Annotated in this window: 25 protein-coding genes; 20 read left to right on the top strand and 5 right to left on the bottom strand. The window is 52.5% G+C overall.

The features are described 5' to 3' along the window. Positions 1-27 precede the first annotated feature (27 nt). The 3 genes from SC206_RS11880 to SC206_RS11890 all read left to right on the top strand — a co-directional run bounded on the left by SC206_RS11880 (position 28) and on the right by SC206_RS11890 (position 3,554). Entirely contained in the window at positions 28-1,392 is a 1,365-nt protein-coding gene (locus SC206_RS11880) for an amidase (protein ID WP_332737447.1), read from the top strand. A 162-nt stretch (positions 1,393-1,554) separates the two neighbouring features. Next, a complete protein-coding gene (locus SC206_RS11885; protein ID WP_332737449.1) occupies positions 1,555-2,199 on the top strand; it encodes a hypothetical protein in 645 nt (214 codons plus the stop codon). Next, positions 2,196-3,554, top strand: coding sequence for an MFS transporter (locus SC206_RS11890; RefSeq protein WP_332737451.1), 1,359 nt, complete (start codon positions 2,196-2,198; stop codon positions 3,552-3,554). The genes SC206_RS11885 and SC206_RS11890 overlap by 4 nt, the downstream gene beginning before the upstream one ends. Positions 3,555-3,724: 170 nt before the next feature. Here the strand turns inward: SC206_RS11890 and SC206_RS11895 are convergent, their stop codons facing one another. Continuing rightward, on the bottom strand, positions 3,725-4,306 hold the full coding sequence (locus SC206_RS11895; protein ID WP_332737453.1) for a hypothetical protein: 582 nt from the start codon (positions 4,304-4,306) through the stop codon (positions 3,725-3,727). A gap of 86 nt (positions 4,307-4,392) precedes the next feature. Then, positions 4,393-4,620: a hypothetical protein gene (locus SC206_RS11900; protein WP_332737455.1), complete on the bottom strand. Its 228-nt coding sequence runs from the start codon at positions 4,618-4,620 to the stop codon at positions 4,393-4,395. A 448-nt stretch (positions 4,621-5,068) separates the two neighbouring features. Between SC206_RS11900 and SC206_RS11905 the strand changes: the two genes are divergently transcribed. The 8 genes from SC206_RS11905 to rbsK all read left to right on the top strand — a co-directional run bounded on the left by SC206_RS11905 (position 5,069) and on the right by rbsK (position 13,279). Further along, entirely contained in the window at positions 5,069-5,887 is an 819-nt protein-coding gene (locus tag SC206_RS11905) for a DeoR/GlpR family DNA-binding transcription regulator (RefSeq protein WP_332737457.1), read from the top strand. Between the two features lie 144 nt (positions 5,888-6,031). After that, a complete protein-coding gene (locus tag SC206_RS11910) occupies positions 6,032-7,015 on the top strand; it encodes a substrate-binding domain-containing protein (RefSeq protein WP_332737459.1) in 984 nt (327 codons plus the stop codon). 2 nt (positions 7,016-7,017) lie between these two features. Continuing rightward, a complete protein-coding gene (locus SC206_RS11915) occupies positions 7,018-8,553 on the top strand; it encodes a sugar ABC transporter ATP-binding protein (protein WP_332737460.1) in 1,536 nt (511 codons plus the stop codon). After that, the gene (locus SC206_RS11920; RefSeq protein WP_332737462.1) at positions 8,546-9,535 is read left to right on the top strand and encodes an ABC transporter permease; all 990 of its coding nucleotides are present in this window, start codon (positions 8,546-8,548) and stop codon (positions 9,533-9,535) included. The genes SC206_RS11915 and SC206_RS11920 overlap by 8 nt, the downstream gene beginning before the upstream one ends. 32 nt (positions 9,536-9,567) lie before the next feature. Further along, complete coding sequence (locus SC206_RS11925) at positions 9,568-10,650, top strand: ABC transporter permease (protein ID WP_332737464.1); 1,083 nt, start codon at positions 9,568-9,570, stop codon at positions 10,648-10,650. A 59-nt stretch (positions 10,651-10,709) separates the two neighbouring features. After that, entirely contained in the window at positions 10,710-11,390 is a 681-nt protein-coding gene (alsE, locus tag SC206_RS11930) for a D-allulose 6-phosphate 3-epimerase (protein ID WP_332737466.1), read from the top strand. A 15-nt stretch (positions 11,391-11,405) separates the two neighbouring features. Beyond that, on the top strand, positions 11,406-12,353 hold the full coding sequence (alsK, locus tag SC206_RS11935) for an allose kinase (RefSeq protein WP_332737468.1): 948 nt from the start codon (positions 11,406-11,408) through the stop codon (positions 12,351-12,353). Next, positions 12,350-13,279 (top strand): ribokinase, encoded by a 930-nt coding sequence (gene rbsK / locus SC206_RS11940; protein WP_332737470.1) that lies wholly within the window; start codon positions 12,350-12,352, stop codon positions 13,277-13,279. Before alsK ends, rbsK begins: the two co-directional genes overlap by 4 nt. A 7-nt stretch (positions 13,280-13,286) precedes the next feature. Here rbsK and SC206_RS11945 read toward each other — a convergent pair whose 3' ends face one another. Next, complete coding sequence (locus tag SC206_RS11945; RefSeq protein WP_332737472.1) at positions 13,287-13,895, bottom strand: HD domain-containing protein; 609 nt, start codon at positions 13,893-13,895, stop codon at positions 13,287-13,289. A gap of 299 nt (positions 13,896-14,194) precedes the next feature. Here SC206_RS11945 and trhA point away from each other — a divergent pair, with 299 nt between their 5' ends. Beyond that, complete coding sequence (gene trhA / locus SC206_RS11950) at positions 14,195-14,839, top strand: PAQR family membrane homeostasis protein TrhA (protein ID WP_332737474.1); 645 nt, start codon at positions 14,195-14,197, stop codon at positions 14,837-14,839. A 134-nt stretch (positions 14,840-14,973) separates the two neighbouring features. On the opposite strand, the gene ygfZ is transcribed toward trhA, so the two are convergent. After that, a complete protein-coding gene (gene ygfZ / locus SC206_RS11955; RefSeq protein ID WP_332737476.1) occupies positions 14,974-15,966 on the bottom strand; it encodes a tRNA-modifying protein YgfZ in 993 nt (330 codons plus the stop codon). 347 nt (positions 15,967-16,313) lie between these two features. Here ygfZ and sdhE point away from each other — a divergent pair, with 347 nt between their 5' ends. Together sdhE and SC206_RS11965 are read left to right on the top strand one after the other, a co-directional pair. Then, positions 16,314-16,580, top strand: coding sequence for an FAD assembly factor SdhE (sdhE, locus tag SC206_RS11960; RefSeq protein WP_332737668.1), 267 nt, complete (start codon positions 16,314-16,316; stop codon positions 16,578-16,580). Beyond that, positions 16,561-17,025 carry a protein YgfX gene (locus SC206_RS11965; protein WP_332737478.1) on the top strand — a complete coding sequence of 155 codons (465 nt, stop codon included), beginning with the start codon at positions 16,561-16,563 and terminating at the stop codon, positions 17,023-17,025. The genes sdhE and SC206_RS11965 overlap by 20 nt, the downstream gene beginning before the upstream one ends. Before the next feature lie 148 nt (positions 17,026-17,173). Here the strand turns inward: SC206_RS11965 and fldB are convergent, their stop codons facing one another. Further along, entirely contained in the window at positions 17,174-17,692 is a 519-nt protein-coding gene (gene fldB, locus SC206_RS11970; RefSeq protein WP_332737480.1) for a flavodoxin FldB, read from the bottom strand. 152 nt (positions 17,693-17,844) lie between these two features. On the opposite strand from fldB, the gene xerD reads away from it, so the two are divergent. The 6 genes from xerD (at position 17,845) to SC206_RS12000 (ending at position 25,268) form a co-directional block, all read left to right on the top strand. Next, positions 17,845-18,726: a site-specific tyrosine recombinase XerD gene (xerD, locus tag SC206_RS11975; RefSeq protein ID WP_332737670.1), complete on the top strand. Its 882-nt coding sequence runs from the start codon at positions 17,845-17,847 to the stop codon at positions 18,724-18,726. A gap of 26 nt (positions 18,727-18,752) precedes the next feature. Then, a complete protein-coding gene (gene dsbC / locus SC206_RS11980) occupies positions 18,753-19,460 on the top strand; it encodes a bifunctional protein-disulfide isomerase/oxidoreductase DsbC (RefSeq protein WP_332737482.1) in 708 nt (235 codons plus the stop codon). A 210-nt stretch (positions 19,461-19,670) separates the two neighbouring features. Beyond that, positions 19,671-21,404, top strand: coding sequence for a single-stranded-DNA-specific exonuclease RecJ (gene recJ / locus SC206_RS11985; RefSeq protein ID WP_332737484.1), 1,734 nt, complete (start codon positions 19,671-19,673; stop codon positions 21,402-21,404). A gap of 138 nt (positions 21,405-21,542) precedes the next feature. Beyond that, a protein-coding gene (gene prfB, locus SC206_RS11990) for a peptide chain release factor 2 (protein WP_332737486.1) occupies positions 21,543-22,641 on the top strand; the annotation gives its coding sequence in 2 pieces (ribosomal slippage) (positions 21,543-21,617 and positions 21,619-22,641; 1,098 coding nt in all). Positions 22,642-22,650: 9 nt separating this feature from the next. Further along, entirely contained in the window at positions 22,651-24,183 is a 1,533-nt protein-coding gene (gene lysS / locus SC206_RS11995) for a lysine--tRNA ligase (RefSeq protein ID WP_332737489.1), read from the top strand. Positions 24,184-24,527: 344 nt separating this feature from the next. Next, a complete protein-coding gene (locus SC206_RS12000) occupies positions 24,528-25,268 on the top strand; it encodes a gluconate 2-dehydrogenase subunit 3 family protein (RefSeq protein ID WP_332737491.1) in 741 nt (246 codons plus the stop codon).

The raw sequence follows: 25,268 nt of genomic DNA on the forward strand, positions 1-25,268 counted from the left end.
AGCCGCTTCTCTATAAGGAATGCGAAAATGAGTTCTCGAATTTTTCCAAGCTTGCAGCAGGCGATTGAACAATTGGCGCTCGGCACCGTAACGGCGATCCAATTGACGGAAGAGGTGCTGGCAAATATTCAGGCCACCGACGGCGAAGGCGCGCTGGCTTTTACGCAGGTTTATGCCAAGTGGGCGCGCGAGCAGGCCGCTGCCTCAACCCAACGCCGCACGGCGGGTGAGGAATTATCGCCGCTCGATGGCGTACCTGTTTCCGTTAAAGACCTGTTCGACGTGCAGGGCGAAGCGACTACCGGCGGCTCGCGCGTGCTGGCCGATGCGCCTGCCGCAGGAACACATTCTGAGGTGGTAAACCGCCTGCTTGAAGCTGGCGCAATCATTGTTGGCAAAACCAATATGACCGAATTCGCTTACTCCGGACTGGGCATCAACCCGCATTACGGCACACCGGCGAATCCGTGGGATCGCGCGTCACGCCGGATTCCGGGCGGCTCCTCTTCAGGCGCGGCGGTCTCTGTCAGCGATGATATGTCGCTTGGCGCAGTCGGCAGTGATACCGGCGGCTCCGTGCGTATTCCGGCCGCATTTTGTGGTTTGACCGGCTTCAAGCCGACAGCTCGTCGTATTTCCATGGCGGGCGTGCTGCCACTTTCCGCCTCGCTAGACTCCATCGGCACTATCGCGCGTGACGTGGCAAGCTGCGTCGCGCTCGATGGCGCAATCGCTGACGCACCGCTGTCATTGACGATAAAAAATCTTGCCGACGCCCACTTCGCGGTTCCTCAAACCGTGGTGCTTGACGGGCTGGACGCCGAGGTCAGCGCGGCCTTTGCACAGGCTATCGCCACGCTGAAAGAGGGCGGCGCACAAATCACCGAGATCCCGCTCGAAGAGTTGGCCGAACTTGCCAGCATCAATGCCACCGGAGGTTTTACTGCCTTAGAAGCATGGGCCTGGCACAAATCATTAATCGCCGAGCGCGGCGAAGGTTATGACCCGCGCGTCGTTTCGCGCATTCGTCGCGGCGAACCTTTGGGCGAAAGCGATCGTCAACAGTTGGTAAGCCAGCGTGCCGACTGGCAGCAACGCGTGAGCAGCAAAATCCAGCAATACGACGCCCTGCTGATGCCAACGGTGCCGTTTATCGCACCAACTATTGCCGAGCTCGAAGCCGATGAAGATCTTTATTTCCGCGTTAACGGCGCGGCGCTGCGAAATCCTTCGGTGATCAACTTCCTCGACGGCTGTGCGGTCTCGCTGCCTTGTCAGGCCGAAGGTCAGGCACCCGTTGGGCTAATGGTTGCAGCTCTGCCGATGCAAGACGAAACGATGATGAGCTGGGCGCTGGAAATCGAGCGCGGCTTAAATGCCAAATCACAATAATTTAAAAAACCAGCCTGAATAGGGCATGACCCCTTAACAACACCACGACCTGCTTGTCGTCAATAATGTCGTTAACTAAGTCGTTAACTAACTCGTTAACTAACTCGTTAACTATGTCGTCAAACAGGTCGTCAATCACTCTGGATAAAGACAGGACCGACAATGAACTCTTCAAATCAAGGCATGCTTTTTGTCGCTACAGACGTCGCCGCTCAGGATGAAGCGGATTTCAATCAATGGTACGACCGTGAACACGTCGAAGAACGCGTACGTATCGAGGGATTCCTTTCCGGCACGCGTTATCAGGCATTGCAGGGCGGTCGAAAATATCTCGGCCTCTACAAAACCGAATCTTTGGAGAGCTTCACCTCTGCGGCCTATCACGCGGCATTCACTCGTCAGACTGAATGGTCGGTCGCTAATCTACAAAAAATGATCGCGCCGATGCGCCGCGTTTGCGCCATTAGCGCGGTGGTTGGAATGGGTACCGGCAGTCATCTTGCCATTATTACTTTGCCTGCGGGTATGCAGGAAAACGCGATCAGCGAGTTGGGCGAAACGCTGTTTGCCCACAGCGGCTTCATTCGCTCAAGCCTGCTAACGCCAGACGCCGCGCTCAGCACGCCGTTGCCGAAAGAGTCGACCGAAAATCGCCAATTACTTCCTATGTTGCTTCTCGAAAGCAGCAGTGTTGAAGCTTCACAGCGTTTGGCGGCCCACGCCTGTCATGCCCTCGATTGTTCATCAGCTGACGTACTGCATTACGGTCTTGGCTGGCAACTTACTGCACAGGAGCTGAAATCATGAGTCATTCCTCTACGGGTTCACAAGCTCTTGATCCACAAGCTCTTGATTCACACGTTGTGCCTAAGAGCAAAGTAACTGACGCCGAGCCTACGCCTCCTAAAACCGGACGCCTCGCCGCAGCCAGTTCAATCGGTACGGCGCTCGAGTGGTACGACTTTACCGTTTACAACATCATGGCGGCGTTGATTTTTAACCACGTGTTTTTCCCGTCATTTGACCCGCTGGTCGGCACGATTCTGGCTTTCTCCACCTACGCGGTTGGCTATGTTTCGAGGCCGATCGGCGGCATGGTGTTTGGTCATCTCGGCGACGTGCTGGGTCGTAAATTTGTGCTGGTTACCACGCTGGTTATCATGGGCGTCACCACCGCGCTGATGGGCCTGCTGCCGGGTTACGCCAGTTGGGGCATTTGGAGCCCGCTGCTGCTGGTCAGCCTGCGCTTTATTCAGGGCATCGCGCTTGGCGGCGAATGGGCCGGAGCCGTGCTGCTTTCAATGGAACATGGCAAACCCGAGCAGCGCGGTCGCAACGCCTCGTTCGCACAGGTCGGTCCTTCTTGCGGCACCCTGATCGGAACCGGCTTGATTACACTGGTCACCGTTTTCCTTTCTGCTGAAGATTTCCAGCTGTGGGGCTGGCGTATTCCGTTCTTGCTGAGTCTGGTTCTGGTCGCTTTCGGCCTGTGGTTGCGTCGTGGCGTTGGCGAGACGCCTGCCTTCCTTAAACTCGAGCAAACGAAAAACACCACCCATACCCCAATCAAAGAGGTGTTTACTCAGCATTTGCGTCCGTTGCTGGTGGCCGGTGGCGCACGAATTGGCTCCGATGTGCTTTATGCGCTGGTGGTCGTTTTCACACTGACCTACGTGACGACCGTGCTGCATCTGCCGCGTCCGTTGGCACTGACCGCAACGATGCTCGGCGCGTTGGGTAATGCGATTACGGTTCCCATGTTTGGCGCGCTGTCTGACAAATGGGGCCGCCGTCCGGTCTATATTATGGGCGCCGCGCTCGCTATCGTCTGGTCATTTGTATTCTTTATGTTGCTCGACAGTGCGCATCCGGTGCTTATTTGCCTCGCCGTCATCGGGGGGTTACAGGTTCACGCGATGATGTATGGACCTCAGGCTGCATTTGTCACCGAGCAGTTCCCGACTCGCGTACGTTATGCCGGTTCTTCGCTGGCTTATACGCTTTCAGGGATTGTCGGCGGTGGTTTTGCACCATTAATTATCACCACACTGTTTAAAGAATACAGCAGCACCCTTGCCGTCTCGGCCTATGTCACCGTAGCGCTACTTCTTACGCTACTGGCGGTATTTGCTGCTAAAGAAACGGCGAAAAAACCGTTGTAATAGAGTAATAGTTATTCCGGTTAATGTTCTTATAAAGGCGACCTAATGGGTCGCTTTTATTTTTATCTAAAAGGTTAATGTTGTTTTAATTTTATTTTCATTTTTCAAAATAATAGCCTTTAGCGTTACTGATTTTATTTACAAGATCAATTTAGCTTTTTAAAAGTTGATTATGGGCTAAGCACAACATCAGAGGGATTCTTACTTTGCCTTAGCAGTTCAGTTCTATAGACATCTAAGACGGGTATATCCCCATTGACCGTATTAAATAATGTTTTTATTGTGGCATCTATTAAAACACCTCTTTTCTCTTTATTTAATGTCAATGAGTAAATGCCGCTAGCCAATATGATAGTGATTATCGTGGCCAATATTCCTCTCAATCCTTCACCCACGAAGGTACAGGCCTTAGTCCAATGACTTCGCTCAGCTTTAGCAAGTTGCAACGTTCGTTCAATGAAATCTGTTCTGGCTTCTGACTTGATTTCATCTTCAACGTCTTCAAATAACTGTGTGCATATTTGTTTAGCACGAAGGAAAAGCCCTGCCTGAATACCGGGAGTATCGGCGACGGCATCATGAAGTTGTTGAAGCCTTTCTTCAATCAATGCAGGGCTTACGAAATCATCTACAAGTGAGGTTGCCACTAAATGTTTATCAGCTTTGTATATGGCATACGCAAGAAGCTGCTGGTAATTGTTTACATCCGACACAATTTCTGTAAATACATACTTTTTAGTTGGTTGTGGCATCTTCCCTCCTTATTTTATTTAAATGCTACTGGTTTGAGTGATCTTTATTAACAACCATATTAATGGGCAAAAAACGATATGTTTCTTTAGCTTGTTTTCATGATCCTCAGCTTTAATAAATTAAGCAGCCAACTTTTAAGTTTACTCTTACTGTCAATTGAATAAGTGAAAGATGTAAGTTTCTCGAGTTGTTCAAGATTTAAATTATGCGTACTCGAAACCAGCTTTCTTGAGGCAACTTTCTTAACTGCTCTTTCTGCTATTCTTGCGCAATATTCTTCATGACGCATTTCACGATGATTTTTATATTTCATAGGTCCTCCATAAGGTGGAGAAACATTACCACAGAGAAACTTTCACTGGTTATAAAAACAGCTATTACCAAAGGAAATGAGCGTTTTATGGTTTTTTGAGATTCGACTCTGTCATTTTACCGCTGATTTTAGATATTTCATTACCCGCTCCCCCTCATCCCATGACCGAATCCGGTCAATGCCACACAAGCGGTCATCAACGGTCAGTCATGGCGTTGAGGATTTGTGACCGTTTGCTGCAAAGCCGATGACCGTTTGCAAGATTAAAAGCGATTTAATGCTGGTGATGCCGCATATCACGATTATTTCATTTCACCTTTTCTCATTTTTTTTTGACAACTATCACATGGCGAGCGCGGCGAAAAGACTGCGTGGTCGGCTTTGAGGCAACGCGCATTCATTCATCAAGCGCTTGCGTATCTTATTCAATATCAGGAAGGGGACAAAAATGCTGCCTGTCGAACGTCATCGTTTCATTACCGAAGTCCTTAGCCAGCGCGGTCGTGTGCTGGTGCAAGAAGTGGCCACCATGTGCCAGATATCGATGGAAACCGCACGCCGCGACTTGGCGCTGCTGGAAAAACGCGGCGTGTTGCAACGCAGCCACGGCGGCGCGGTGTTTGTGAGCGAGCAAGAAAGCGAAAAGCTTTATGTGCCGTCGCAAATCGAACAGGGGGAATCTTTTCGTGACCGCAGCAATCAGTCACCGGATCAGAAAACCCGCATTGCCAAACGGGCGCTGGCGTTTATCAATCCGGGCGATTGCCTGCTGCTCGACAGCAGTTCAACCAGCTGGTTTTTGGCTCGCCAACTGCCGGACATTCAACTGGTGGTGTTGACCAATTCGCTGCACATCATCCAGACGCTGGCGGCCAAGGCCAACGTCAAGACGATTGGTCTCGGCGGCGAATACTCGGCGAAATATGAAGATTTCATCGGCGTGCTGGCAGAGAAGATTTTGAAAGAGTTCGTGATCAACAAGCTGTTTTTTTCCTGTCACGGCATCAGCCATGAAGGCGGGATCCGCGAAAGTAACGAGCATCACGCGCGGCTTAAACAGCAAATGTTGCTGTCGTCGGAACACAAGATTTTGCTCGCCGACTCCAGCAAGTTTGGCCGTCGTTCCTTTGCTCGCATCTGTCATTACCGCGAGATAGACACGCTGATTACCGATTCGCTGGACGATGAAGAATTTAGACAGGAGTTGGCGTGGAGTAACGTCAACGTGATTGAGGTTGCGCCGACGAAAACCAAATTCAGTAAATAACATAAATCAAATCAATAGCATCCAGTAAATAGCCGTAAGAGGTTAGCGCCTCGAAAAAATTTTACCTCTAAGTCACAACAACAATAACAGCCGCGGCGAGTCACTGACTGCGGCCAAAAACTGACACCTTGTGGAGTGAAAAATATGAAGAAAACTGTTCTGGCCTGTCTGTTTGCCGCCGCGGCCTTATCGCTCTCGGCGCATGCCGCCGACAAAATTCGGATGGGCGTGGTCGTTAAGGTCGGGGGCAACCCGTGGTTTAACGCGATGGAAGTCGGTATCAAACAGGAAGCGGCCAAAGAGGGCATTGATGCCTGGCAGGTTGGGCCGACGGGCGCAGATCCGGCGTTGCAGGTTCGTGCAATTGAAGACCTGATTGCCCAGAAGGTCGACATCATCGGCGTGGTGCCAAATGACGCCAAAGTGTTGGAGCCGGTGCTTAAACGGGCACACGAGGCGGGCATCAAGATTATTACCCACGAATCGCCGGACCAGAAATACGCCGACTGGGATTTCGAGATGGTCGACGCAGAGCAGCACGGCATTAACCACATGATTGCGCTGGCAAAATGTATGAAAGAAACCGGTAATTACGCGGTTTATGTTGGCAGCCTAACCGTGCCGGTACATAAAAGATGGGCCGACGCCGCCGTTAAATACCAGCAGGAACACTATCCGAATATGCATCAGGTGGGCGACCGTTTTGGCGTGGCCGAATCGCTGGATGACACTATTCGTACCACCAACGATCTGATGTCCAAATATCCCGATCTGAAAGGTATTTTGGCGATCGGTTCGCAAGGGCCTATCGGCGCAGGTCGTGCGGTTCTGAATCGCGGCAAAACCGATGATATCTGCGTTTACGGGCCGTTTAGTCCGGGTCAGGGCGCGTCTCTGGTAAGAAGCGGCGCGATCGATGGCGGCTTTATCTGGAATCCAATGGTCGCCGGTGAGCTGTTCGTTCGTATCGCAGGAATGATCGAGAAAGGGCAGAAGATTACCGACGGAATGGACATCGAAGGCATGGGCAAAGTGAAAGTCGATGAAACGACGCACACCATTGTCGGCAACCGTACCGAAAGTCTCGACAAAGAAAACCTGCCGAAACTGGTCAAAATGGGGCTGTAATTATGGCGATCTCCGAGATTATCCAGCATGACACCACCGACGCAGAAAATGTGCGTCCGTTAATCGACGTCAAAGATCTTTCCGTGACTTTCGGCGGTCAGCGCGCACTGAACAATATTTCACTGCGGCTGATGCCGGGTGAGGTTCACTGTCTTGCAGGCACTAACGGTTGCGGCAAAAGTACGCTGATCAAGGTGATCTCGGGGGTTTACCAGCCGGACAGCGGCTGCCGGATTACGCTTGGCGATCAGACGTTTAGTAAATTGTCGCCGGATCAGGCGCGCAGCTTTGGGATTCAGGTGATCTATCAGGATCTGTCACTGTTTCCCAATCTGACCGTGGCCGAAAATATCGCTTTTGAACATAATCTGCACGGCCTGCTGGGCTGGTATCGCCCGGGCCGTTTACGTCAGACCGCGCAACGCATTCTCGACGAACTGAATTTTTCGCTGGATCTCGACAGCAAAGTTGCCGCGCTGCCTATCGCGCAGCGTCAGCAGGTGGCTATTTGCCGCGCGCTGGTCGCCGACGCTCGTTTAGTCATTATGGACGAGCCGACCGCCTCGTTAACCCGCACCGAAGTTAATCAACTGCTGCGCACCGTGCACTATTTAAAAGAAAAGGGCATCAGCGTGGTGTTCGTCAGCCATCGTCTGGATGAGGTGCTGGAAATTTCCGACAGCGTGACGGTGATTCGCGACGGCCAGAAAGTCGGCACGTTTCCCGCTGCCGAAGTTAGCAGCGAACGACTGACCGAGCTGATGACGGGCCTGAAACTCAACTACGCGTTGAAAGCGGCCAACCAGCACGACGAGCGAATTATGCTCGAACTCGACAATCTGACCCGCGCCGATCAATACCACAATGTGAATCTCAAACTCTATCAGGGTGAAGTGTTGGGACTTTGCGGTCTGCTTGGTTCGGGCCGCACGGAGCTGGCGCTGAGCCTGTTTGGCATGACGCGTCCGGACAGCGGCAAAATGTATCTCGACAGTAAGCCGGTGCGTTTTCGCGGTCATGAAGATGCGATCAAATCGGGTATCGGTTACGTCTCCGAAGACCGGCTGACGCTGGGGCTGGTGCAGCAGCAATCCGTGGGCGACAACACGGTGCTGGCGATTATGGATCAGCTGCGCAGCCGTTTTCATCTGATCGACGAGTACCGCAAAAACAAGATTGTTTATCAGTGGATCGAAAAACTCGGCGTCAAGGTGGCGGATCCGGATCAGGCGATTTCGACGCTTTCCGGCGGCAATCAGCAAAAAATCGTGCTGGCTAAATGGGTGCTGACCCAGCCGAAGATCCTGATCCTTGATTCGCCCACCGTTGGCGTGGATGTGGGCGCGAAAGCCAGCATCTATCAGCTTATCCACCAGCTAGCGGCGGAAGGTATCTCTATCTTGCTGATTTCAGACGAAGTTCCGGAAGTCTATTTCAACTGCGATCGCGTGTTGCACTTCAGCGAAGGCACCGTGCTCGGCGAATATTTCCCACGGGCGATAACCCAGCAACAGCTGGCGGAGGCGGTCAATGCTTAATCTCAACCGACTAAAACCTGCCAGTAACGAAGGCTATCTGGCCTGGGTACTGGTGGCGCTAATCGTCATTTTCTCCTTGCTCAGCAATCAGTTTTTGACCCTGCGCAACCTGCTGGATCTCAGCGAAAGCTACGCCGTAAGCGGCATCTTCGCCCTCGGCCTGTTCGTGGTGCTGGTGACCGGCGGCATTGATATCTCCTTCGCCGCCGTCGCGTCGGTGGTGCAATACATCATTGCCACGCTGGCTATCAGTTACGGCATGACGAATCCGGTGGGCAGCATCGTGCTGGCTATCGCCATCGGCACTACGCTCGGCATGATCAACGCCGTGCTGATCTACTGCCTGCGCATTGTGTCGATCATTGTGACCATCAGTATGCAGTCTCTGTTGTTCGGCATGTTGATGTGGCTGACCAAGGGCACCAGCCTGTATGACCTGCCGGAATGGCTGATTACTCCCTTGAAAATCCTGCCTTTTAGCCTCGGAACCGATCACTATCAAATCGGTTTGCCGCTGGTGGTGATGCTGGTGGTAGCGGGAATTACCTGGATTCTACTTAACAAAACGCACCTCGGACGCCAGCTGTTTGCGGTCGGGGGCGATCAGGAGTCGGCGCGTCGTATCGGCATTCGCGTAGGTTTGCTGCACCTGTTTGCCTACGGCTATCTCGGCGCGATGGCGGCAATTGGCGGGTTGGTTCAGGTTTATCGCGTCGGCGAAGTGGTGCCTAACGCGCTGGTTGGCGGTGAGCTCGACGTGCTGGCGGCGGCGGTGCTAGGCGGCGCTTCTCTTAACGGCGGCAAAGGTAGCGTAGTGGGCACGCTGATGGGCGTATTCCTGATCGGCATCCTTAAAAACGGCCTGAACCTGATTGGCGTCTCCAACTACTTCATGAACGTGGTGATCGGCTGCGTCATTGTGGTGGCCATCACCGTAACACACTACAAAAAACGCAAAGAAACCGACGTCGGCTTTGCCTGACTCCCAAAGACCAAATTACGAGGAGTACAGCCATGTTTGCAAAATCCAAGAGCCTGCCCATGAAACAGAAAACCGATAACAAGCTGCCGTCACTGACGCGTTTCAAAATGCATCCGACTAATCTGGGGCTTTCGCTGCTGCTGATTCTGGTGATTATCGGCTTCAGTATCGCCATGCCGGGCCGCTTTTTTAGTGATGCGACTTTTATGAGCGTCGCGTTCCAGCTGCCTGAGTTGGGCCTGCTGACGCTGGCGATGTTTATTCCCATCCTCAGCGGCGGCCTGAACCTGTGCATTATCGCCACTGCCAATCTGACCAGCCTGCTGATGGCGTGGGTTTTTATGACCTATCTGCCCGCCGATGCGAGCATGACGATGCAGGCCGTGTGGCTGACGATTGCGCTGGTCGGCGCGATGGTTCTGGCGCTGGTCATCGGCGTATTGACCGGCGCGCTGGTGGCCTACATTGGTGCGCACCCGATTCTGGTGACACTCGCCACTATGACGATGGTCAACGGCATTGGTATTTATCTCTCACGCGGCGCGGCACTCAGCGGGATGCCTGACATCGTGCGATTTATCGGTGCCGAAACCGTGTGGGGCATTCCGGTGCCGCTCATTGTCTTCCTGGCAACCGCGGTGATTATTTCAGTATTTCTCGAGCGCACCCGCCTCGGCAAATACATCTATATGAGCGGCAGCAACATTAATGCCACCCACTTTAGCGGCGTCAACACTCACCGCGTGCTGATCGCGATTTACGTGCTCTCGAGCATGCTGTGCGTGATTGCCGGCCTGATCATGATGGCGCGTTTTAACTCGGCGCGCATGGGCTACGGCGATTCGTATCTGTTGCTCACCGTGCTGGCAATTATTCTCGGCGGCACCGATCCGTTTGGCGGCTTCGGCAAGGTCAGCGGCGTGGTGCTGTCATTAATCGTGCTGCAAGTCATCGCGACCGGTTTGAATCTGCTTAACGTCAGCCCGCACTTTAGCCTGGCGATGTGGGGCGCGGTGCTGATTGTCGTGCTGGCGGTGAAATTCTTCCGCACCCGCTATCTCCAGCGTCGAGCCAGCCGCCGCAGTGCCGCCAAGGCGCGCGCCTCATTACTTTGAATCCGAATTTATCTCACTTTCACTTGAACATTGGCCTCTGGGGCCTTTAGGAAAACGCCATGGAATACAAAATTTCGCCTTCATTAATGTGCATGAGCCTGTTTGATATCAAAGAACAACTGGCGGTGCTCAATCGCCGCGCTGACATGCTGCACATCGATATCATGGATGGGCACTATGTAAAAAATATTACCCTTTCGCCGTTTTTTATCGAGCAGATCCGTCCTCACACCCAGCTGGTGCTCGACGTACATATGATGGTGGAAAATCCAACCGATTTCATCGAGGCAATTGCGAAGGCTGGCGCCGACTTTATCTGTCCGCATGCCGAGACGATCAATCGCGACGCCTTTCGGGTGATCAACCTGATCCGATCCTTTGGCAAGAAAGTGGGCGTGGTGCTGAATCCGGCAACGCCCGTTGAATTCATTCAGCACTATATTCACCTGCTGGATAAAATCACCATTATGACGGTCGATCCGGGCTATGCAGGACAGCCGTTTATTCCTGAAATGCTCAATAAAGTCAGCCAATTGCGTGACCTTAAGCAGCAGCATGGCTACAAATATCTGATTGAAATCGACGGATCCTGCAACGAGCGCACCTATCAGGATCTGATGGGCGCGGGCGCTGAAGTGTTAATTGTGGGCACCTCCGGCCTGTTTAATCTGGATAAAGATCTGGATAAGGCCTGGGACAAAATGCTCGATCAAATGCGTTTGGCACGTCAGGCAGCCTAAGGGCAGGAGAGCCGTATGCACTGTTTTCTCGGCGTAGATATTGGCGGCACCAACACCCGTTTAATGTTGATGGACAGCAATCAGCAGTTTTATGGATATCAAAAAGTGCCCACGCAGTCGTGGGCAACGTCAGGCGACCCGCTGAGTGGTTTGCAGCAGCTGATTGAGCGCTATCTCGATAAGGCCGGCGTGAGGCAACAGGTCGTCAGAGTGATGCTTGGTTTACCCGGTATTCTCTCGCGTGACCGCCAGACCGTGCTGTCGCTGCCTTTTATTTCCGCGCTGGATAACAGGCCGGTGGCGCAGCTGCTTTCGCAAAGTCTGGGCCTGAAAGTGGTGATGGATAAAGATGTTAACCACTTGATGTGGTGGGACTTAACCCGCCTTTCGCAACTTCCCGACGTGGCGGTGGGCGTCTATTTGGGGACGGGATTGGGCAACAGTTTGTGGCTTAATCAGGACTTTTACCACGGCGCACATGGCGCGGCGGGCGAGCTCGGGCATATTCCTCTGGCAGGTAATCTGGCGCTATGTCCGTGTGGCAAAGTCGGCTGCGTCGAGACGCTGACCTCCGGCAACTGGCTGGCGGGTTGGAAACGCCAGCATGCCGCCGATACGGCGTTTGAAAACTTATTCACCGATTACGGGCAGCATGCTGATTTGCTGGAGTTTGTTGACCGACTTGGGCGCACCATCGCCAGCGAAATGAACATTCTCGACCCTGAATATCTGATTTTGGGCGGCGGCGTGCTGTCGATGGCCGCTTTCCCGCTGGCGAGACTGGAACAGCAAATTCGTTTACACCTGCGTGGGCCGCAGCCTGCCGAAGGTTTGACTATTATTCAAAGCGGTGTAACGGATGAGACAGGTTGTCGTGGTGCCTGTCTGGCCGCCCAGCGCGATTATGATCGCTACGAACCCCCAAGTTCCGGCATGGAAATGCTGTTAAGGAGAAAGGCATGAAAAAGGGCAAGGTTTGCGTATTGGGGTCTTTCAATCTGGATATCGTCGCTGGAATGTCACGTTTTCCGCAGCCGGGCGAATCGCTGATTGCGCATAACAGCATGATGGGCGCGGGCGGCAAAGGCGCGAATCAGGCGGTGGCGGCGCTGCGGGCTGGCGCGCGGGTGCATTACATCGGCAAAGTCGGGCGAGATGATTTCGGCACTTTTGCCCGTCGTCATCTCGACAGCGCCGGATTCGATGCCGTCACGCTGTTTTCCACGGCCGAATTTCCTACGGGCAACGCTTTGATTTACGTGGCCGGAGTTGATGCCGAAAACATGATTGCCGTTGATCCGGGCGCGAACCTGACCTTTACGGCAGAAGAGATTGAGCAGTGTCGTCCGGCAATTGCCGCTGCCGATATTCTGCTGACGCAGCTCGAAAATAATCTTCCAGCGATTGAAAAGGTGATCGATATTGCCGAAGAGGCGGGCACCTTTATTATCCTCAATCCTGCGCCGTTCCAGCCGGTTTCCGATGCGCTGCTGGCTAAGGTCGATTTGCTAACGCCAAACGCTACCGAATGCACGCTGCTAACCGGTATTAAAGTTAATGATGTTGCATCGGCACAGCAGGCCGCCAAAATGCTGCATGACAAGGGCATTCAGGCGCTGATCATTACGCTGGGTACGCAGGGCGCGCTGCTGTCGGTGGCGGGGGAGATTCAGCTGATCGCCGCTTTCCCGGCGGTGCCAAAAGACACCACCGGCGCGGGCGATGCCTTTAATGGCGCGCTGGCGGCTCAACTCGCCAGTGGCAGCAGTTTACTTGACGCTGCCAATTTTGCCTCGGCCTATGCGTCGGTTTGCGTCGAACGAGCCGGAGCCGCGGCCTCAATGCCAACGTATGAAGAAGCCCTGCAGCGCCAATTGGCAGCGATTTAACGGACGTTTACTTCAACCAGCCCTGCTCGTGGGCGTGGTTGAGGTGAACAAGCAGATGCTCCCACAGCGCCGGATTCACTTCGCTGATAAAGGCGTTGCGCGACAGCACCTGCTCCAGACGGATATTATTTTCAACCCAGCTCTGACCTTGATTGCTAAGATTCATAACCACCGGCAGCGCACGGTCAATTAGCAGTGCAAAACGCGCTTCAGGCGTTTCACCGGCTTCGTATTCATTCCATAAATCCAGGAACTGCTGGTTCAGCGGCGCGGGCAGCATGCCAAACAAACGGTGCGCAGCCTCGACTTCTTTATCATGCACTGCTTCACGCGCCGCTAAATCGTACACCAGCACGTCACCGGCATCGATTTCGACGATGTCATGCAGCAACGCCATGCGAATGACTTTTTGGATATCGACGTTATCTCCGGCAAAAGGTGCCAGACTCATGGCCGCAACGGCAAAGTGCCAGCTGTGCTCCGCCGAGTTTTCCTGACGCTGCGTACCTAAAACCTTGGTACGGCGTTGCACGCTTTTCAATTTATCTATTTCCATCAGAAATTGAAAAACTTCGGTCATCGGGCCGAAATTAAGTGCTGGGGAGGCTACGGACATAATTACACCTTAGTCATTAGAGACGGCTATTGCTGAAAAATCCTTTGTCCCTGCATGTCGAATGCAGTCGAGTTAACACCATAAAACGAAACTTCAAAAAAATCATGCTTTAAGCCACTAAAACCGCTGGGCAACGCCACTAATATTTTCCGTGGCGGACACACATTGTAAAGAGGCTTTATCGTCGGTTACATCGCTTTATACATTATTTAAGCTTACACGTGTACACTGGAATCATTGTCAGCTACAGTGCTGATGCTATTAAATTGTCTGTTTTCTGGTCTCGAGGTTCTCAACGTATGGTTAAATTATCACCACGAGGATATCCGTGGGCGGAAGAAATCGCCAATAGCCTGAGTCATGGCGTTGGGGTAATTTTCGGTATTATCGGCTTAGTGCTTTTATTGGTGCAGGCGGTGGGAGCCAACGCCGATGTCACTGCAATCACGAGTTATAGTCTTTACGGCGGCAGCATGATTTTGCTGTTTTTAGCCTCAACGCTTTATCACGCCATTCCACACGAACGGGCTAAATACTGGCTTAAAAAGCTCGATCACTGTGCCATCTATTTACTGATTGCCGGAACCTATACGCCTTTCCTGCTGGTGGGCCTGGATTCGCCGCTGGCAAAAGGTTTGATGATAGTTATCTGGTCCATCGCAGCCTTTGGCGTGGTCTTTAAACTGATTTTTGCCCACCGGTTTGAAGTGCTCTCCCTTGTCATTTATCTGACGATGGGCTGGTTGTCGCTGATTGTGATTTATCAGCTGGCAATGAAGCTGTCGACAGGCGGCGTCGTGCTGCTGGCGGCGGGCGGTATTCTCTACACCGTGGGCGTTATCTTTTATGCGTCGAAGCGTATTCGTTTCGGCCACGCCATTTGGCACGGGTTTGTACTGGGCGGTTGCTTCTGCCACTTTCTGGCTATCTACTATTATGTCTAACGACTATGACGTGTAGTTTTACGTTTAATTGCGCAATTAACTGAAATGTTGTTAAAACCCCGGCCGGTCAATCCATGATTTGCCGGGGTTTTTTATTATGGCTTCATTATGGCTTCATGATCAGGTCAGGAAGTTTACTTCACTTCTTCGAGCGAGTAAGGCAGCGGCTGAATGCGCAATGAACTGGCAGACTCGTCGCGCACGCGAAGGTGGCTGTCGCTGTCTAAATCGTTATTCAGCACGGCCTGAACCCAAAGCGAGCCGTCATTTAATTGGCTTGCGGCCAGCACGGTACCCGTTCGACGCCAGTTTTCACCAAGCTGCAACTCAAGATCGTCACCGGCGGCCGGAACCTTGCTCGACTTGCCCGCCAGCCAGTAAAGTGCGCGCTTGTTGGCACCGCGATATTTGGCACGCGCTACCATCTCTTGACCGGCATAACAGCCCTTGGTGAAGCTAATGCCTTCCAGCGCCTGAATGTTGGTGGCCTGCGGGATAAACTGCACGCTATTAACGGTATCGATAATCGGAAAACCCGCTTCGATATCGAGCGCCAGCCACTGCTGGCTGTCATTAAGCTGTGCCTGTTCGCCGAGTTCCTGCGTCACCTGCTGGGCTTTCTCAGGGCTTGTGACGATCAAATAACGATCGGCAGGCAAGGCGAGGTAGAGCAGCGTCGTTTCATCTTCTTGCACCACCGGCGAAGCGGCATCGGGTAAGGTCGCAAAAATCCCTTTTAACGCGGCGCTAGCCTGGAAACCGGCCACGCCAAGCAGCACGACATCGTCGTCAGCGGTAAAGGTGATTTTCGAGAACACGGCATATTTTTTCATCTCGGTTAGCTGGTTCTCACGCACGTTACGGCGTTCGATAAACGCCATGCCGTCGCCGCGTTTGAACAACCGCATGTTGCTCCACATTTTGCCTTTGGCATCACAGTGGGCGCAAAGTACGTGGTTTTCCGGTGCCAGCTTCTCGACGTCGGTGGTCACCTGACCTTGCAGGTATTTAAGGGTATCGGCACCGGTCAGCGTAACCAGTGCCCAATCTTCCAGTGAAATAATGGTCAGCGGAAGATGCGATGAAGATGAAGGCTTTTGCGGAGGAAACGGGTACTTGTACGTCATAATGTGTCCTAATCCTGAGCTGCTGATGTAGGGAAGTATTACGGCATGGTAAAAGAGCTGGCCGGCTTTGAAAACACTTATTGGTGCTGTTTCCAAGACGTCTCGCATGGATAGCTTAGTCGTTACAGACCGTACTGGCACTTTTGCGGCACATTACCCAAAATTGATCATCTTGTGAGATTCGGGCATTGAATAGTTACGCGTGAAGAGTTTCGGCTGATAGAATCATCCCCGAAACATAAAAACGAATGCCTCTCTCTCTGTGAAACACGTTAAACGTCTGACTTACAAAGAGCCTGAAACTTTGGATGGTCTGGCAAACGAGCAACTATATGGATACCTGCACCATGGATATTAACAATAAATCTCGCATCCACTGGGCCTGCCGCCGCGGCATGAAAGAGCTGGATATGGCCATCATGCCCTTCTTCAATCATGAGTTCGACACGCTGAGTGATGAAGACAAACGCCAGTTTGCCCGCCTGCTTGAATGCGATGACCCTGATTTATTCAATTGGTTGATGAATTACGGCGAGCCAGCCGATCCCGAGTTAAAACGTATCGTTGACCTGATTCAAACGCGAAATAAAGCCCGTGGCCCTGTGGCACTGTGATTTACGGGTATCGTGGCGCAGCCAGCTCTTTTCACTGGCTGTACACGCTGCTCTTATCCTGCTGATTCTCTTGACACCGTGGCCGCCGGGTTACTGGATGGTGTGGCTTATCCTGATGGTATTAATGGTGTTTTTAGCTATTCGCAGCCAAAGGCGTATCAGCGCGCGTCATGGCGAAATCAGCCTGCTGGCACAGGACAAACTGCTGTGGCGCGGCCAGGAATGGATAATTCGTCAACCGGCGTGGATGATCGACAGCGGAATCTTGTTATCGCTAAGAAGGGAAAAACCGCGCGAAGGCTGGCGTCGGGCTTTTCGCAGCCGAAAGCAGAAGCTTTGGCTGGCCTCTGACAGCATGAGTCAGGAGGAGTGGCGTCATTTGCGGCAGGTGCTGCTCACCGGCAAACATGACGCCAGCTCGAAAACGCATCACCACCCCCTTTAATCAAGGTGATGGTTAATCAAGCTGATGGTTAATCAGGGTAGTGATTAACCATGGTAGTGAGCGTCGATAATAGGAGAGGGCGCGGCTTTAACGAATTGTTTATAACTGATTGATTATTGATAAACAGTTATCGGTTTTTGATAAACAGTTAAAGCAGGGCGTCCATTTCGAGCAGGATTTGGTCACACCACTGTTGCAGGCGATCGTCGCTCATTTCGAACTGGTTAACTTCGTCCAGCGCCAGCCCAACGAAATGTTTGCCGTCGGCGCTGAGAGGTTTCGGGCTGGTAAACTCGAAGCCTTCGATAGGCCAGAAACCAATAAACTGTACGCCCAGCGGCAGCAGTCGATCGTAAAGCATGCCAAGTGCGTCGAGGAACCACTCGCCGTAACCTAACTGGTCGCCCATACCGTACATGGCAACGATTTTTCCGCGCAGATTCAAGGTAGTAAGGCGATCCCAGACCGCTTCCCAATCCTCTTGAATTTCGCCGAAGTCCCACGTCGGGATGCCGAGAATAAGAATATCGTAATCTTCCATAGCGGAAGGATCGACATCTTTTAAATTGTGCAGATCCACCAAATCTTCACCCAGAATCTCGCGAATTTTTTCCGCGGCCATCTCGGTGTAACAGGTACTTGAACCGTAGAATAGACCAATCTTCATTCTTGCAATCATACTCGGTTAGTCAACGAATGCCGTTGAGTGTACCAGAATTGCGGCAAATTAAGGCATAATGTGCGGGTATTCACCGACCGTTAATTAAAGCCTGAACACAGGATAAAGGAGAGACCGTGCCTAACGCCGACGATGGCCAGATGCTGGTTGAACAGTTTCTCGACACGCTGTGGCTTGAAAGGAACCTCGCCGAAAATACGCTGGCTTCCTATCGTCTTGACCTGAAGTCTCTGCTGGCGTGGCTCGAGCATCATCAAACCGACCTGATTCGAGTGCAATCGCTTGATTTGCAATCCTTTCTGGCCGAGCGTGTCGAAGGCGGATATAAGGCGACCAGTTCGGCGCGCCTGCTGAGCGCCATGCGTCGCCTGTTCCAATATCTTAACCGCGAATCGCTACGCGATGATGACCCTACCGCGCTGCTTTCTTCACCGAAATTGCCGCAGCGTTTGCCTAAAGATTTAAGCGAGGCACAGGTCGATTCACTGCTAGCCGCACCTAGTATCGAAATTCCGCTTGAGCTGCGCGACAAGGCGATGCTTGAGCTGCTGTATGCCACGGGTCTGCGCGTGACCGAATTAGTCGGACTCACATTGAGTGATATTAGCCTGCGACAGGGCGTGGTGCGGGTGATTGGTAAAGGTGACAAAGAGCGACTGGTGCCGCTTGGCGAAGAGGCGGTGTACTGGATTGAATATTATCTCGAGCATGGCAGGCCGTGGCTGCTCGACGGGCTGTCGCTGGACATCGTGTTTCCGAGCAGTCGCCGTCAGCAAATGACTCGCCAGACCTTTTGGCATCGCATCAAATATTACGCCGTGCTGGCGGGCATTAACGCCGACAAACTTTCGCCGCACGTGTTGCGCCACGCATTTGCGACACATCTTTTGAACCACGGGGCCGACCTGCGTGTCGTACAGATGCTTCTCGGACACAGCGACCTCTCGACCACTCAAATTTATACTCATGTAGCGACGGAACGTTTAAAACAGCTGCATCAACAACATCATCCTCGTGCCTGATCCGAGGCTGAATACAGGACGTAACGATGAAAAAGACTCTATTGGCGCTGGCGATAACGTCAGCCGGACTGTTTAACGCCGCGCACGCCGACGATGCCGCGTTAAAGGCAACATTCAACAAGATTGGCCTTGAGAACCCTGAAGTTCAGGACTCACCCGTGAAAGGATTAAAGGCGGTGACGACGCCGCAGGGCGTGATTTATGTCAGCGAAGATGGCCGCTTCGTGCTGCAAGGGCCCCTTTATGATGTCAGCGGCGAGCGTCCGGTAAACCTTAGCAATCAGGCATTGATCACTAAACTCGATGCGCTGCAAAATGAGATGATCGTTTACAAGGCCGCGCATGAGAAAAAGGTGATTACCGTCTTTACCGACATCACCTGCGGCTATTGCCACAAGCTGCATGAGCAGATGAAAGGCTATAACGATCTCGGCATTACCGTGCGTTATCTCGCCTTCCCGCGCGAAGGATTAGGCTCGGCGACTGAAAAAAATATGCAGTCTATCTGGAATACCGGCGACCGTAAGAAAGCGTTTGATAATGCAATGCGTGGCGAAGATATTTCCCCAATTGCCAAAACTGCCGCCAGTAAAGTCGACATCTCTAAACATTTCGAGCTTGGTCAGCAGCTTGGCGTGACGGGCACTCCGGCTATCGTGCTTGAAGACGGCACGTTGATGCCGGGCTATCAGCCACCTGCCGCCATGGCGCAAATTCTCGGCATCAAGGCATAAGACTTCGCCCGTCGATCCGGTTAAAATCGGGTTAAAATAGTGCTGAACGTAAAACGTTAAAGACAGTTTCGGCCACAGTTTCAACAATAGTTTCAGCCACAGTTTTAACAATAGTTTCAACAACAGGCTATCGGCGTAAAAATCGATAGCCTTTCTTACTCTATAAAAGGTCGGCTTTAGTAAAGTCGGCTTAAAGAAAGGTTGGTTTTAGTGACAGTCAAGACCCAGCTTAAGCGCCGCGAAGTTAAAGAGGGCGCAGATCTTCCTGCCGACCTCGCCCCTTTGCTGCGTCGTCTATACGCCATGCGCGGCGTCAAACAGAGCCAGGAGCTTGAGCGTGGCGTAAAAGGTTTACTTGGTTATCAAGAGCTTGATGGCATCGATGCGGGCGTTGCGCTGCTGCAAAAAGCTTTGGCCGAACGTCTGCAAATCATGATTGTTGGCGATTTCGACGCCGACGGCGCAACCAGCACCGCGTTAAGCGTATTATCCCTGCGCAGCATGGGTTGTGACAGCGTTAAGTATCTGGTTCCAAACCGTTTTGAAGACGGCTACGGGCTGAGTCCTGAAGTGGTTGAGCAGGCGGCAGCGCGCGGTGCCCAGCTGATTCTGACCGTGGATAACGGCATTTCGTCACACGCGGGCGTCGAATTGGCGCATAAATTGGGCATTCAGGTACTTATTACCGATCACCATTTGCCGGGTGAAACGCTGCCCGACGCCGAAGCGATTATCAATCCAAATCTTCACGGCTGCGCGTTTCCCTCTAAATCGCTGGCGGGCGTGGGCGTAGCGTTTTATTTGATGCTGGCGCTGCGCAGCAAACTGCGCGAAAGCGGCTGGTTTGAACAGCATAATCTGCCCATGCCAAATCTGGCCGAATGGCTAGATCTCGTGGCGCTCGGCACGGTGGCCGACGTAGTGCCGCTCGACACCAACAATCGTATTCTGGTTTATCAGGGGCTTAACCGTATTCGCGCGGGTAAATGCCGTCCGGGCGTGCGTGCGCTGCTTGAAGTTGCCAGTCGCGACGCGCGTCAGTTAACGGCCAGTGACCTCGGTTTTGCGTTAGGTCCAAGGCTGAATGCGGCGGGGCGTCTTGATGATATGTCGATTGGCGTGGCGCTGCTGTTAAGTGAAGACATGGCGCAGGCCAGAGCGTTGGCCAGTGACCTCGATGCGCTGAATCTGACTCGCCGTGAAATCGAGCAGGGCATGCAAGTTGAAGCGCTGGCGCTGTGCCAAAAGCTTGAAACCAGCACTGAAGACCTGCCTTACGGCTTGGCGATGTTTCATCCGGAGTGGCATCAGGGCGTCGTCGGTATTCTGGCCTCGCGATTAAAAGAACGCTTTAATCGACCGGTTATCGCGTTTGCGCCTGCGGGCGAGGGCGTGCTTAAAGGCTCAGGCCGTTCTATCAGCGGCTTGCATATGCGCGACGCGTTAGAGCGAATCGACACCCTGAATCCAGGGCTGATGATGAAGTTTGGCGGGCACGCCATGGCCGCCGGGCTTTCGCTGGAAGAGAGCAAGTTTGACCAGTTCCGCGAATGCTTTGCCGAGCTGGTGGGCGAATGGCTGGATCCTTCCCATCTTGAAGGCATTGTCTGGTCTGACGGCGAACTGTCGGCCAATGAAATGTCGCTCGACACCGCCGAGCTGCTGCGTGACGGCGGGCCGTGGGGACAGGCGTTTCCCGAACCGGTTTTTGATGGCACCTTCAGAATCTTGCAGCAAAAACTGCTGAAAGAGCGGCATTTGAAATTGATGATTGAACCCGTTGGCGGAGGGCCGCTGCTCGACGGTATTGCGTTTAATATCGACCCTACGCTGTGGCCAGACACCAGCGTGCGCGAGGTGCAGTTAGCCTATAAGCTGGACATCAACGAATATCGCGGAAATCGCAACGTTCAGCTGATGATTCAGCATTTGTGGCCGCGTTAGTGACTAAATAAAAGGGTATTAGGCGAATAACCTCGTCAGAGGCTGGCTAAGGCTATAAAAGAGGCGCCATTTCCTTTAGAATATGCGGTTCGAATGGCGCTGTGCCAGAACCGACTCAACGTAAGACGCGAAAAAATCATGTTTGAAATTAATCCGGTAAAAAACCGTATTCAGGACCTGGCCGACCGAGCCGCGGTTCTTAGGGGGTATCTTTGACTACGATACCAAGAAAGAACGCCTAGAAGAAGTTAACGCCGAGCTGGAACAGCCGGACGTGTGGAACGAGCCAGAACGCGCGCAGGCGCTGGGTAAAGAGCGCTCCGCACTTGAAGCCATCGTCGACACTATCGACCAGCTATATCAGGGCCGTGAAGACGTTGCCGGCCTGCTTGAACTGGCGGTTGAAGCCGAAGATGAAGATACGTTCAACGAAGCAGTAGCCGAGCTCGACGTGCTGATGTCCAAACTTGACCAGCTCGAGTTCCGCCGCATGTTCTCTGGTGAATACGACAGCGCCGACTGCTACCTCGACATTCAGGCAGGCTCCGGCGGTACCGAAGCGCAAGACTGGGCCAGCATGCTGCTGCGTATGTTCCTGCGCTGGGCCGATGCTCGCGGTTTCAAAACTGAAATCATCGAAGAGTCAGATGGCGACGTGGCCGGCCTTAAATCCGCGACCGTGAAAATCATCGGTGACTACGCGTTTGGCTGGTTGCGTACCGAAACCGGCGTTCACCGCCTGGTGCGCAAGAGCCCGTTTGACTCCGGCGGCCGTCGTCATACCTCATTCAGCTCCGTGTTTGTTTATCCGGAAGTTGACGACGATATCGACATCGAGATCAATCCGGCAGATTTGCGTATCGACGTTTACCGCGCTTCTGGTGCGGGTGGTCAGCACGTTAACAAAACCGAATCTGCGGTACGTATTACCCACATGCCAACCAACATTGTGGTGCAGTGTCAGAACGACCGTTCACAGCATAAAAACCGCGATCAGGCCATGAAGCAGCTTAAAGCCAAGCTTTATGAGTATGAGATGCAAAAGAAAAATGCTGATAAACAACAGTTGGAAGACAGCAAGTCCGATATCGGTTGGGGCAGCCAGATTCGCTCCTACGTTCTGGATGACTCCCGTATCAAAGATCTGCGCACGGGTGTGGAAACACGCAACACACAGGCCGTATTAGATGGCGACCTGGATAAATTCATCGAAGCAAGTTTGAAAGCCGGGTTATAAGGAACCGAAATGTCTGAGCAACAACCATCTGGGCAGCAGCCACAGGGCGTAGAAAACGCACAGGAACTTAACAACGAGCTGAAAGCGCGTCGTGAGAAGCTGGCCCTTTTGCGTGAAAAAGGCATCGCTTTCCCGAACGATTTCCGTCGTGATAGCATTTCCGATGCACTGCACGCTGAATATGGCAATAAAGAAAACGAAGAGCTGGAAGCGTTAAACGTCGAAGTCACCGTCGGTGGCCGTATGATGACCCGCCGTATCATGGGCAAGGCATCTTTCGTGACGCTGCAAGACGTTGGCGGCCGCATTCAGCTGTACGTTGCGCGCGACGATTTGCCAGAAGGTCAGTACAACGAAGAGTTCAAGAAATGGGATCTCGGCGATATTCTGGGTGCCAAGGGTAAGCTGTTTAAAACCAAGACCGGCGAACTCTCTATCCACGTTACTGAACTGCGCCTGCTGACTAAAGCGCTGCGTCCGTTGCCAGACAAGTTCCACGGCCTTGCCGATCAGGAAACCCGCTATCGTCAGCGTTATCTTGACCTGATTGCCAACGATGAATCACGCAGAACCTTCCAGATTCGTTCGCAAATCATGGCTGGCATCCGCAAGTTCATGGTTGATCAAGACTTCATGGAAGTTGAAACGCCAATGATGCAAGTCATTCCTGGCGGTGCTTCTGCGCGTCCGTTTATCACTCACCATAACGCGCTGGACATTGACATGTACCTGCGTATCGCGCCAGAGCTGTATCTGAAGCGTTTGGTGGTGGGCGGCTTCGATCGCGTATTCGAGATCAACCGTAACTTCCGTAACGAAGGCGTTTCTCCGCGTCACAACCCAGAGTTCACCATGATGGAACTCTACATGGCGTATGCGGATTATCGTGACCTGATCGTACTGACCGAATCGCTGTTCCGCACCCTGACCGAAACCGTTCTGGGCAGCAGCGTCGTGCAGTATGGCGATCAGACCTTCGACTTTGGCAAGCCGTTCACCAAGCTGACCATGACCGAAGCGATTCTGAAATACCGTCCTGAAACCAATGTCGACGACCTGAAAGACATGGCGAAAGCGTGCGCGATTGCTGAATCTATCGGTATCAAGATTGAGAAAAGCTGGGGTCTGGGCCGCGTAGTCTGCGAAATCTTCGAAGAGACCGCAGAAAGCCACCTGATTCAGCCAACCTTCATCACCGAATATCCGGCAGAAGTTTCTCCGCTGGCGCGCCGTAACGACGAAAACCCTGAAGTGACCGATCGCTTCGAGTTCTTCATCGGCGGACGTGAAATCGGTAACGGTTTCTCCGAGTTGAACGATGCTGAAGATCAGGCACAGCGTTTCGCCGATCAGGTTAGCGCGAAAGATGCTGGCGATGACGAAGCGATGTTCTACGACGAAGACTACGTGACCGCGCTGGAACACGGCATGCCACCGACCGCAGGTTTGGGTATTGGTATCGACCGTATGGTGATGCTGTTCACCAACAGCCACACGATCCGTGACGTTATTCTGTTCCCGGCGATGCGCCCACAGAAATAAGCGTCTGATTCCCTCTCCTGCAAAGGGGAGGGAAGTTCTCTTGATAAACGTCTTCTATCCTCCTGAATTTCCTCTTTAAATCTTCCTTTTTCATTTCACTCTTCAAAATATCCAGCCTATTTTGCATTCAAATTAACTCATATTATTTGCTGCATTATTTGTATTTTATTACTTGGATTTTACAAGCCGAAACATTTATTGGCATCAATCGCCAATTACACGCATTAACATTGTGGTAAAATTTTTACATATTCTTCCTGTTTTTGGGAAGAAATTAACAATTTAGCGCGCTGTTAATAGGCGTATAACAATTTTCTCAACTTTTTGGTTATCCAACACCTGCTATGTCGTCTAAAAATACTGGAAATTCCCGTAGAGACTTCCTTCTCAAAACCATTGCGATCGCACCTGCCGTGGCTTTAAATGGAACCGGTTTCATGGCAATGTCTGCTCCCGTTCAGGCTAGTGAAACGAAACCCGCTGATTCTTCTGCTGCCGTTAAGGCACCGGATTACCATCCCACCAAATTTACTGCCGAAGAGTACGCATTTTTGCAGGCCGCCGTCGCCCGTTTGATTCCGGCTGACGATCGCGGTCCGGGCGCGCTGGAAGCTGGCGTACCGGAATATATCGATCGCCAGATGGACACGCCTTACGCCACCGGCGCCAACTGGTACATGCAAGGGCCATTCAATCCGGAAGCCGAGCACGATTTTGGCTACCAGTTACCTCTTGGCCCATTGCAGATTTATCAGCTTGGTATCAGCGATGCCAATGACTACGCCAACGCCCGTTTTGGCAAGGTTTTCAATCAGCTAACGGCTGAACAGCAAGAGACATTGTTGTCTGAATTTGAAAGCGGTAAGGCCGAATTCAAACAGGTTCCAAGCAAGACTTTCTTCTCCTTCCTGCTGCAAAACACCCGTGAAGGCTTCTTCTGCGACCCAATCCACGGCGGCAACAACCAAATGGTTGGCTGGAAACTGATCGGTTTCCCGGGGGCCCGTGCCGACTTTATGGATTGGGTTGAACGCGGCGAACGTTATCCGTTCCCGCCGGTGTCTATCAGTGGTGAAAGAGCGTAA

It is taken from the genome of Rouxiella sp. T17, assembly GCF_036663475.1.
Lineage (GTDB): Bacteria > Pseudomonadota > Gammaproteobacteria > Enterobacterales > Enterobacteriaceae > Rouxiella.

Excerpts from the sequence above, each read along its gene's own strand:
- SC206_RS11880 (WP_332737447.1), top strand. The coding sequence starts at position 28 with ATGAGTTCTCGAATTTTTCCAAGCTTGCAGCAGGCGATTGAACAATTG.
- SC206_RS11885 (WP_332737449.1), top strand. The coding sequence starts at position 1,555 with ATGAACTCTTCAAATCAAGGCATGCTTTTTGTCGCTACAGACGTCGCC.
- SC206_RS11890 (WP_332737451.1), top strand. The coding sequence starts at position 2,196 with ATGAGTCATTCCTCTACGGGTTCACAAGCTCTTGATCCACAAGCTCTT.
- SC206_RS11895 (WP_332737453.1), bottom strand. The coding sequence starts at position 4,306 with ATGCCACAACCAACTAAAAAGTATGTATTTACAGAAATTGTGTCGGAT.
- SC206_RS11900 (WP_332737455.1), bottom strand. The coding sequence starts at position 4,620 with ATGAAATATAAAAATCATCGTGAAATGCGTCATGAAGAATATTGCGCA.
- SC206_RS11905 (WP_332737457.1), top strand. The coding sequence starts at position 5,069 with ATGCTGCCTGTCGAACGTCATCGTTTCATTACCGAAGTCCTTAGCCAG.
- SC206_RS11910 (WP_332737459.1), top strand. The coding sequence starts at position 6,032 with ATGAAGAAAACTGTTCTGGCCTGTCTGTTTGCCGCCGCGGCCTTATCG.
- SC206_RS11915 (WP_332737460.1), top strand. The coding sequence starts at position 7,018 with ATGGCGATCTCCGAGATTATCCAGCATGACACCACCGACGCAGAAAAT.
- SC206_RS11920 (WP_332737462.1), top strand. The coding sequence starts at position 8,546 with ATGCTTAATCTCAACCGACTAAAACCTGCCAGTAACGAAGGCTATCTG.
- SC206_RS11925 (WP_332737464.1), top strand. The coding sequence starts at position 9,568 with ATGTTTGCAAAATCCAAGAGCCTGCCCATGAAACAGAAAACCGATAAC.
- alsE (WP_332737466.1), top strand. The coding sequence starts at position 10,710 with ATGGAATACAAAATTTCGCCTTCATTAATGTGCATGAGCCTGTTTGAT.
- alsK (WP_332737468.1), top strand. The coding sequence starts at position 11,406 with ATGCACTGTTTTCTCGGCGTAGATATTGGCGGCACCAACACCCGTTTA.
- rbsK (WP_332737470.1), top strand. The coding sequence starts at position 12,350 with ATGAAAAAGGGCAAGGTTTGCGTATTGGGGTCTTTCAATCTGGATATC.
- SC206_RS11945 (WP_332737472.1), bottom strand. The coding sequence starts at position 13,895 with ATGTCCGTAGCCTCCCCAGCACTTAATTTCGGCCCGATGACCGAAGTT.
- trhA (WP_332737474.1), top strand. The coding sequence starts at position 14,195 with ATGGTTAAATTATCACCACGAGGATATCCGTGGGCGGAAGAAATCGCC.
- ygfZ (WP_332737476.1), bottom strand. The coding sequence starts at position 15,966 with ATGACGTACAAGTACCCGTTTCCTCCGCAAAAGCCTTCATCTTCATCG.
- sdhE (WP_332737668.1), top strand. The coding sequence starts at position 16,314 with ATGGATATTAACAATAAATCTCGCATCCACTGGGCCTGCCGCCGCGGC.
- fldB (WP_332737480.1), bottom strand. The coding sequence starts at position 17,692 with ATGAAGATTGGTCTATTCTACGGTTCAAGTACCTGTTACACCGAGATG.
- xerD (WP_332737670.1), top strand. The coding sequence starts at position 17,845 with ATGCTGGTTGAACAGTTTCTCGACACGCTGTGGCTTGAAAGGAACCTC.
- dsbC (WP_332737482.1), top strand. The coding sequence starts at position 18,753 with ATGAAAAAGACTCTATTGGCGCTGGCGATAACGTCAGCCGGACTGTTT.
- lysS (WP_332737489.1), top strand. The coding sequence starts at position 22,651 with ATGTCTGAGCAACAACCATCTGGGCAGCAGCCACAGGGCGTAGAAAAC.
- SC206_RS12000 (WP_332737491.1), top strand. The coding sequence starts at position 24,528 with ATGTCGTCTAAAAATACTGGAAATTCCCGTAGAGACTTCCTTCTCAAA.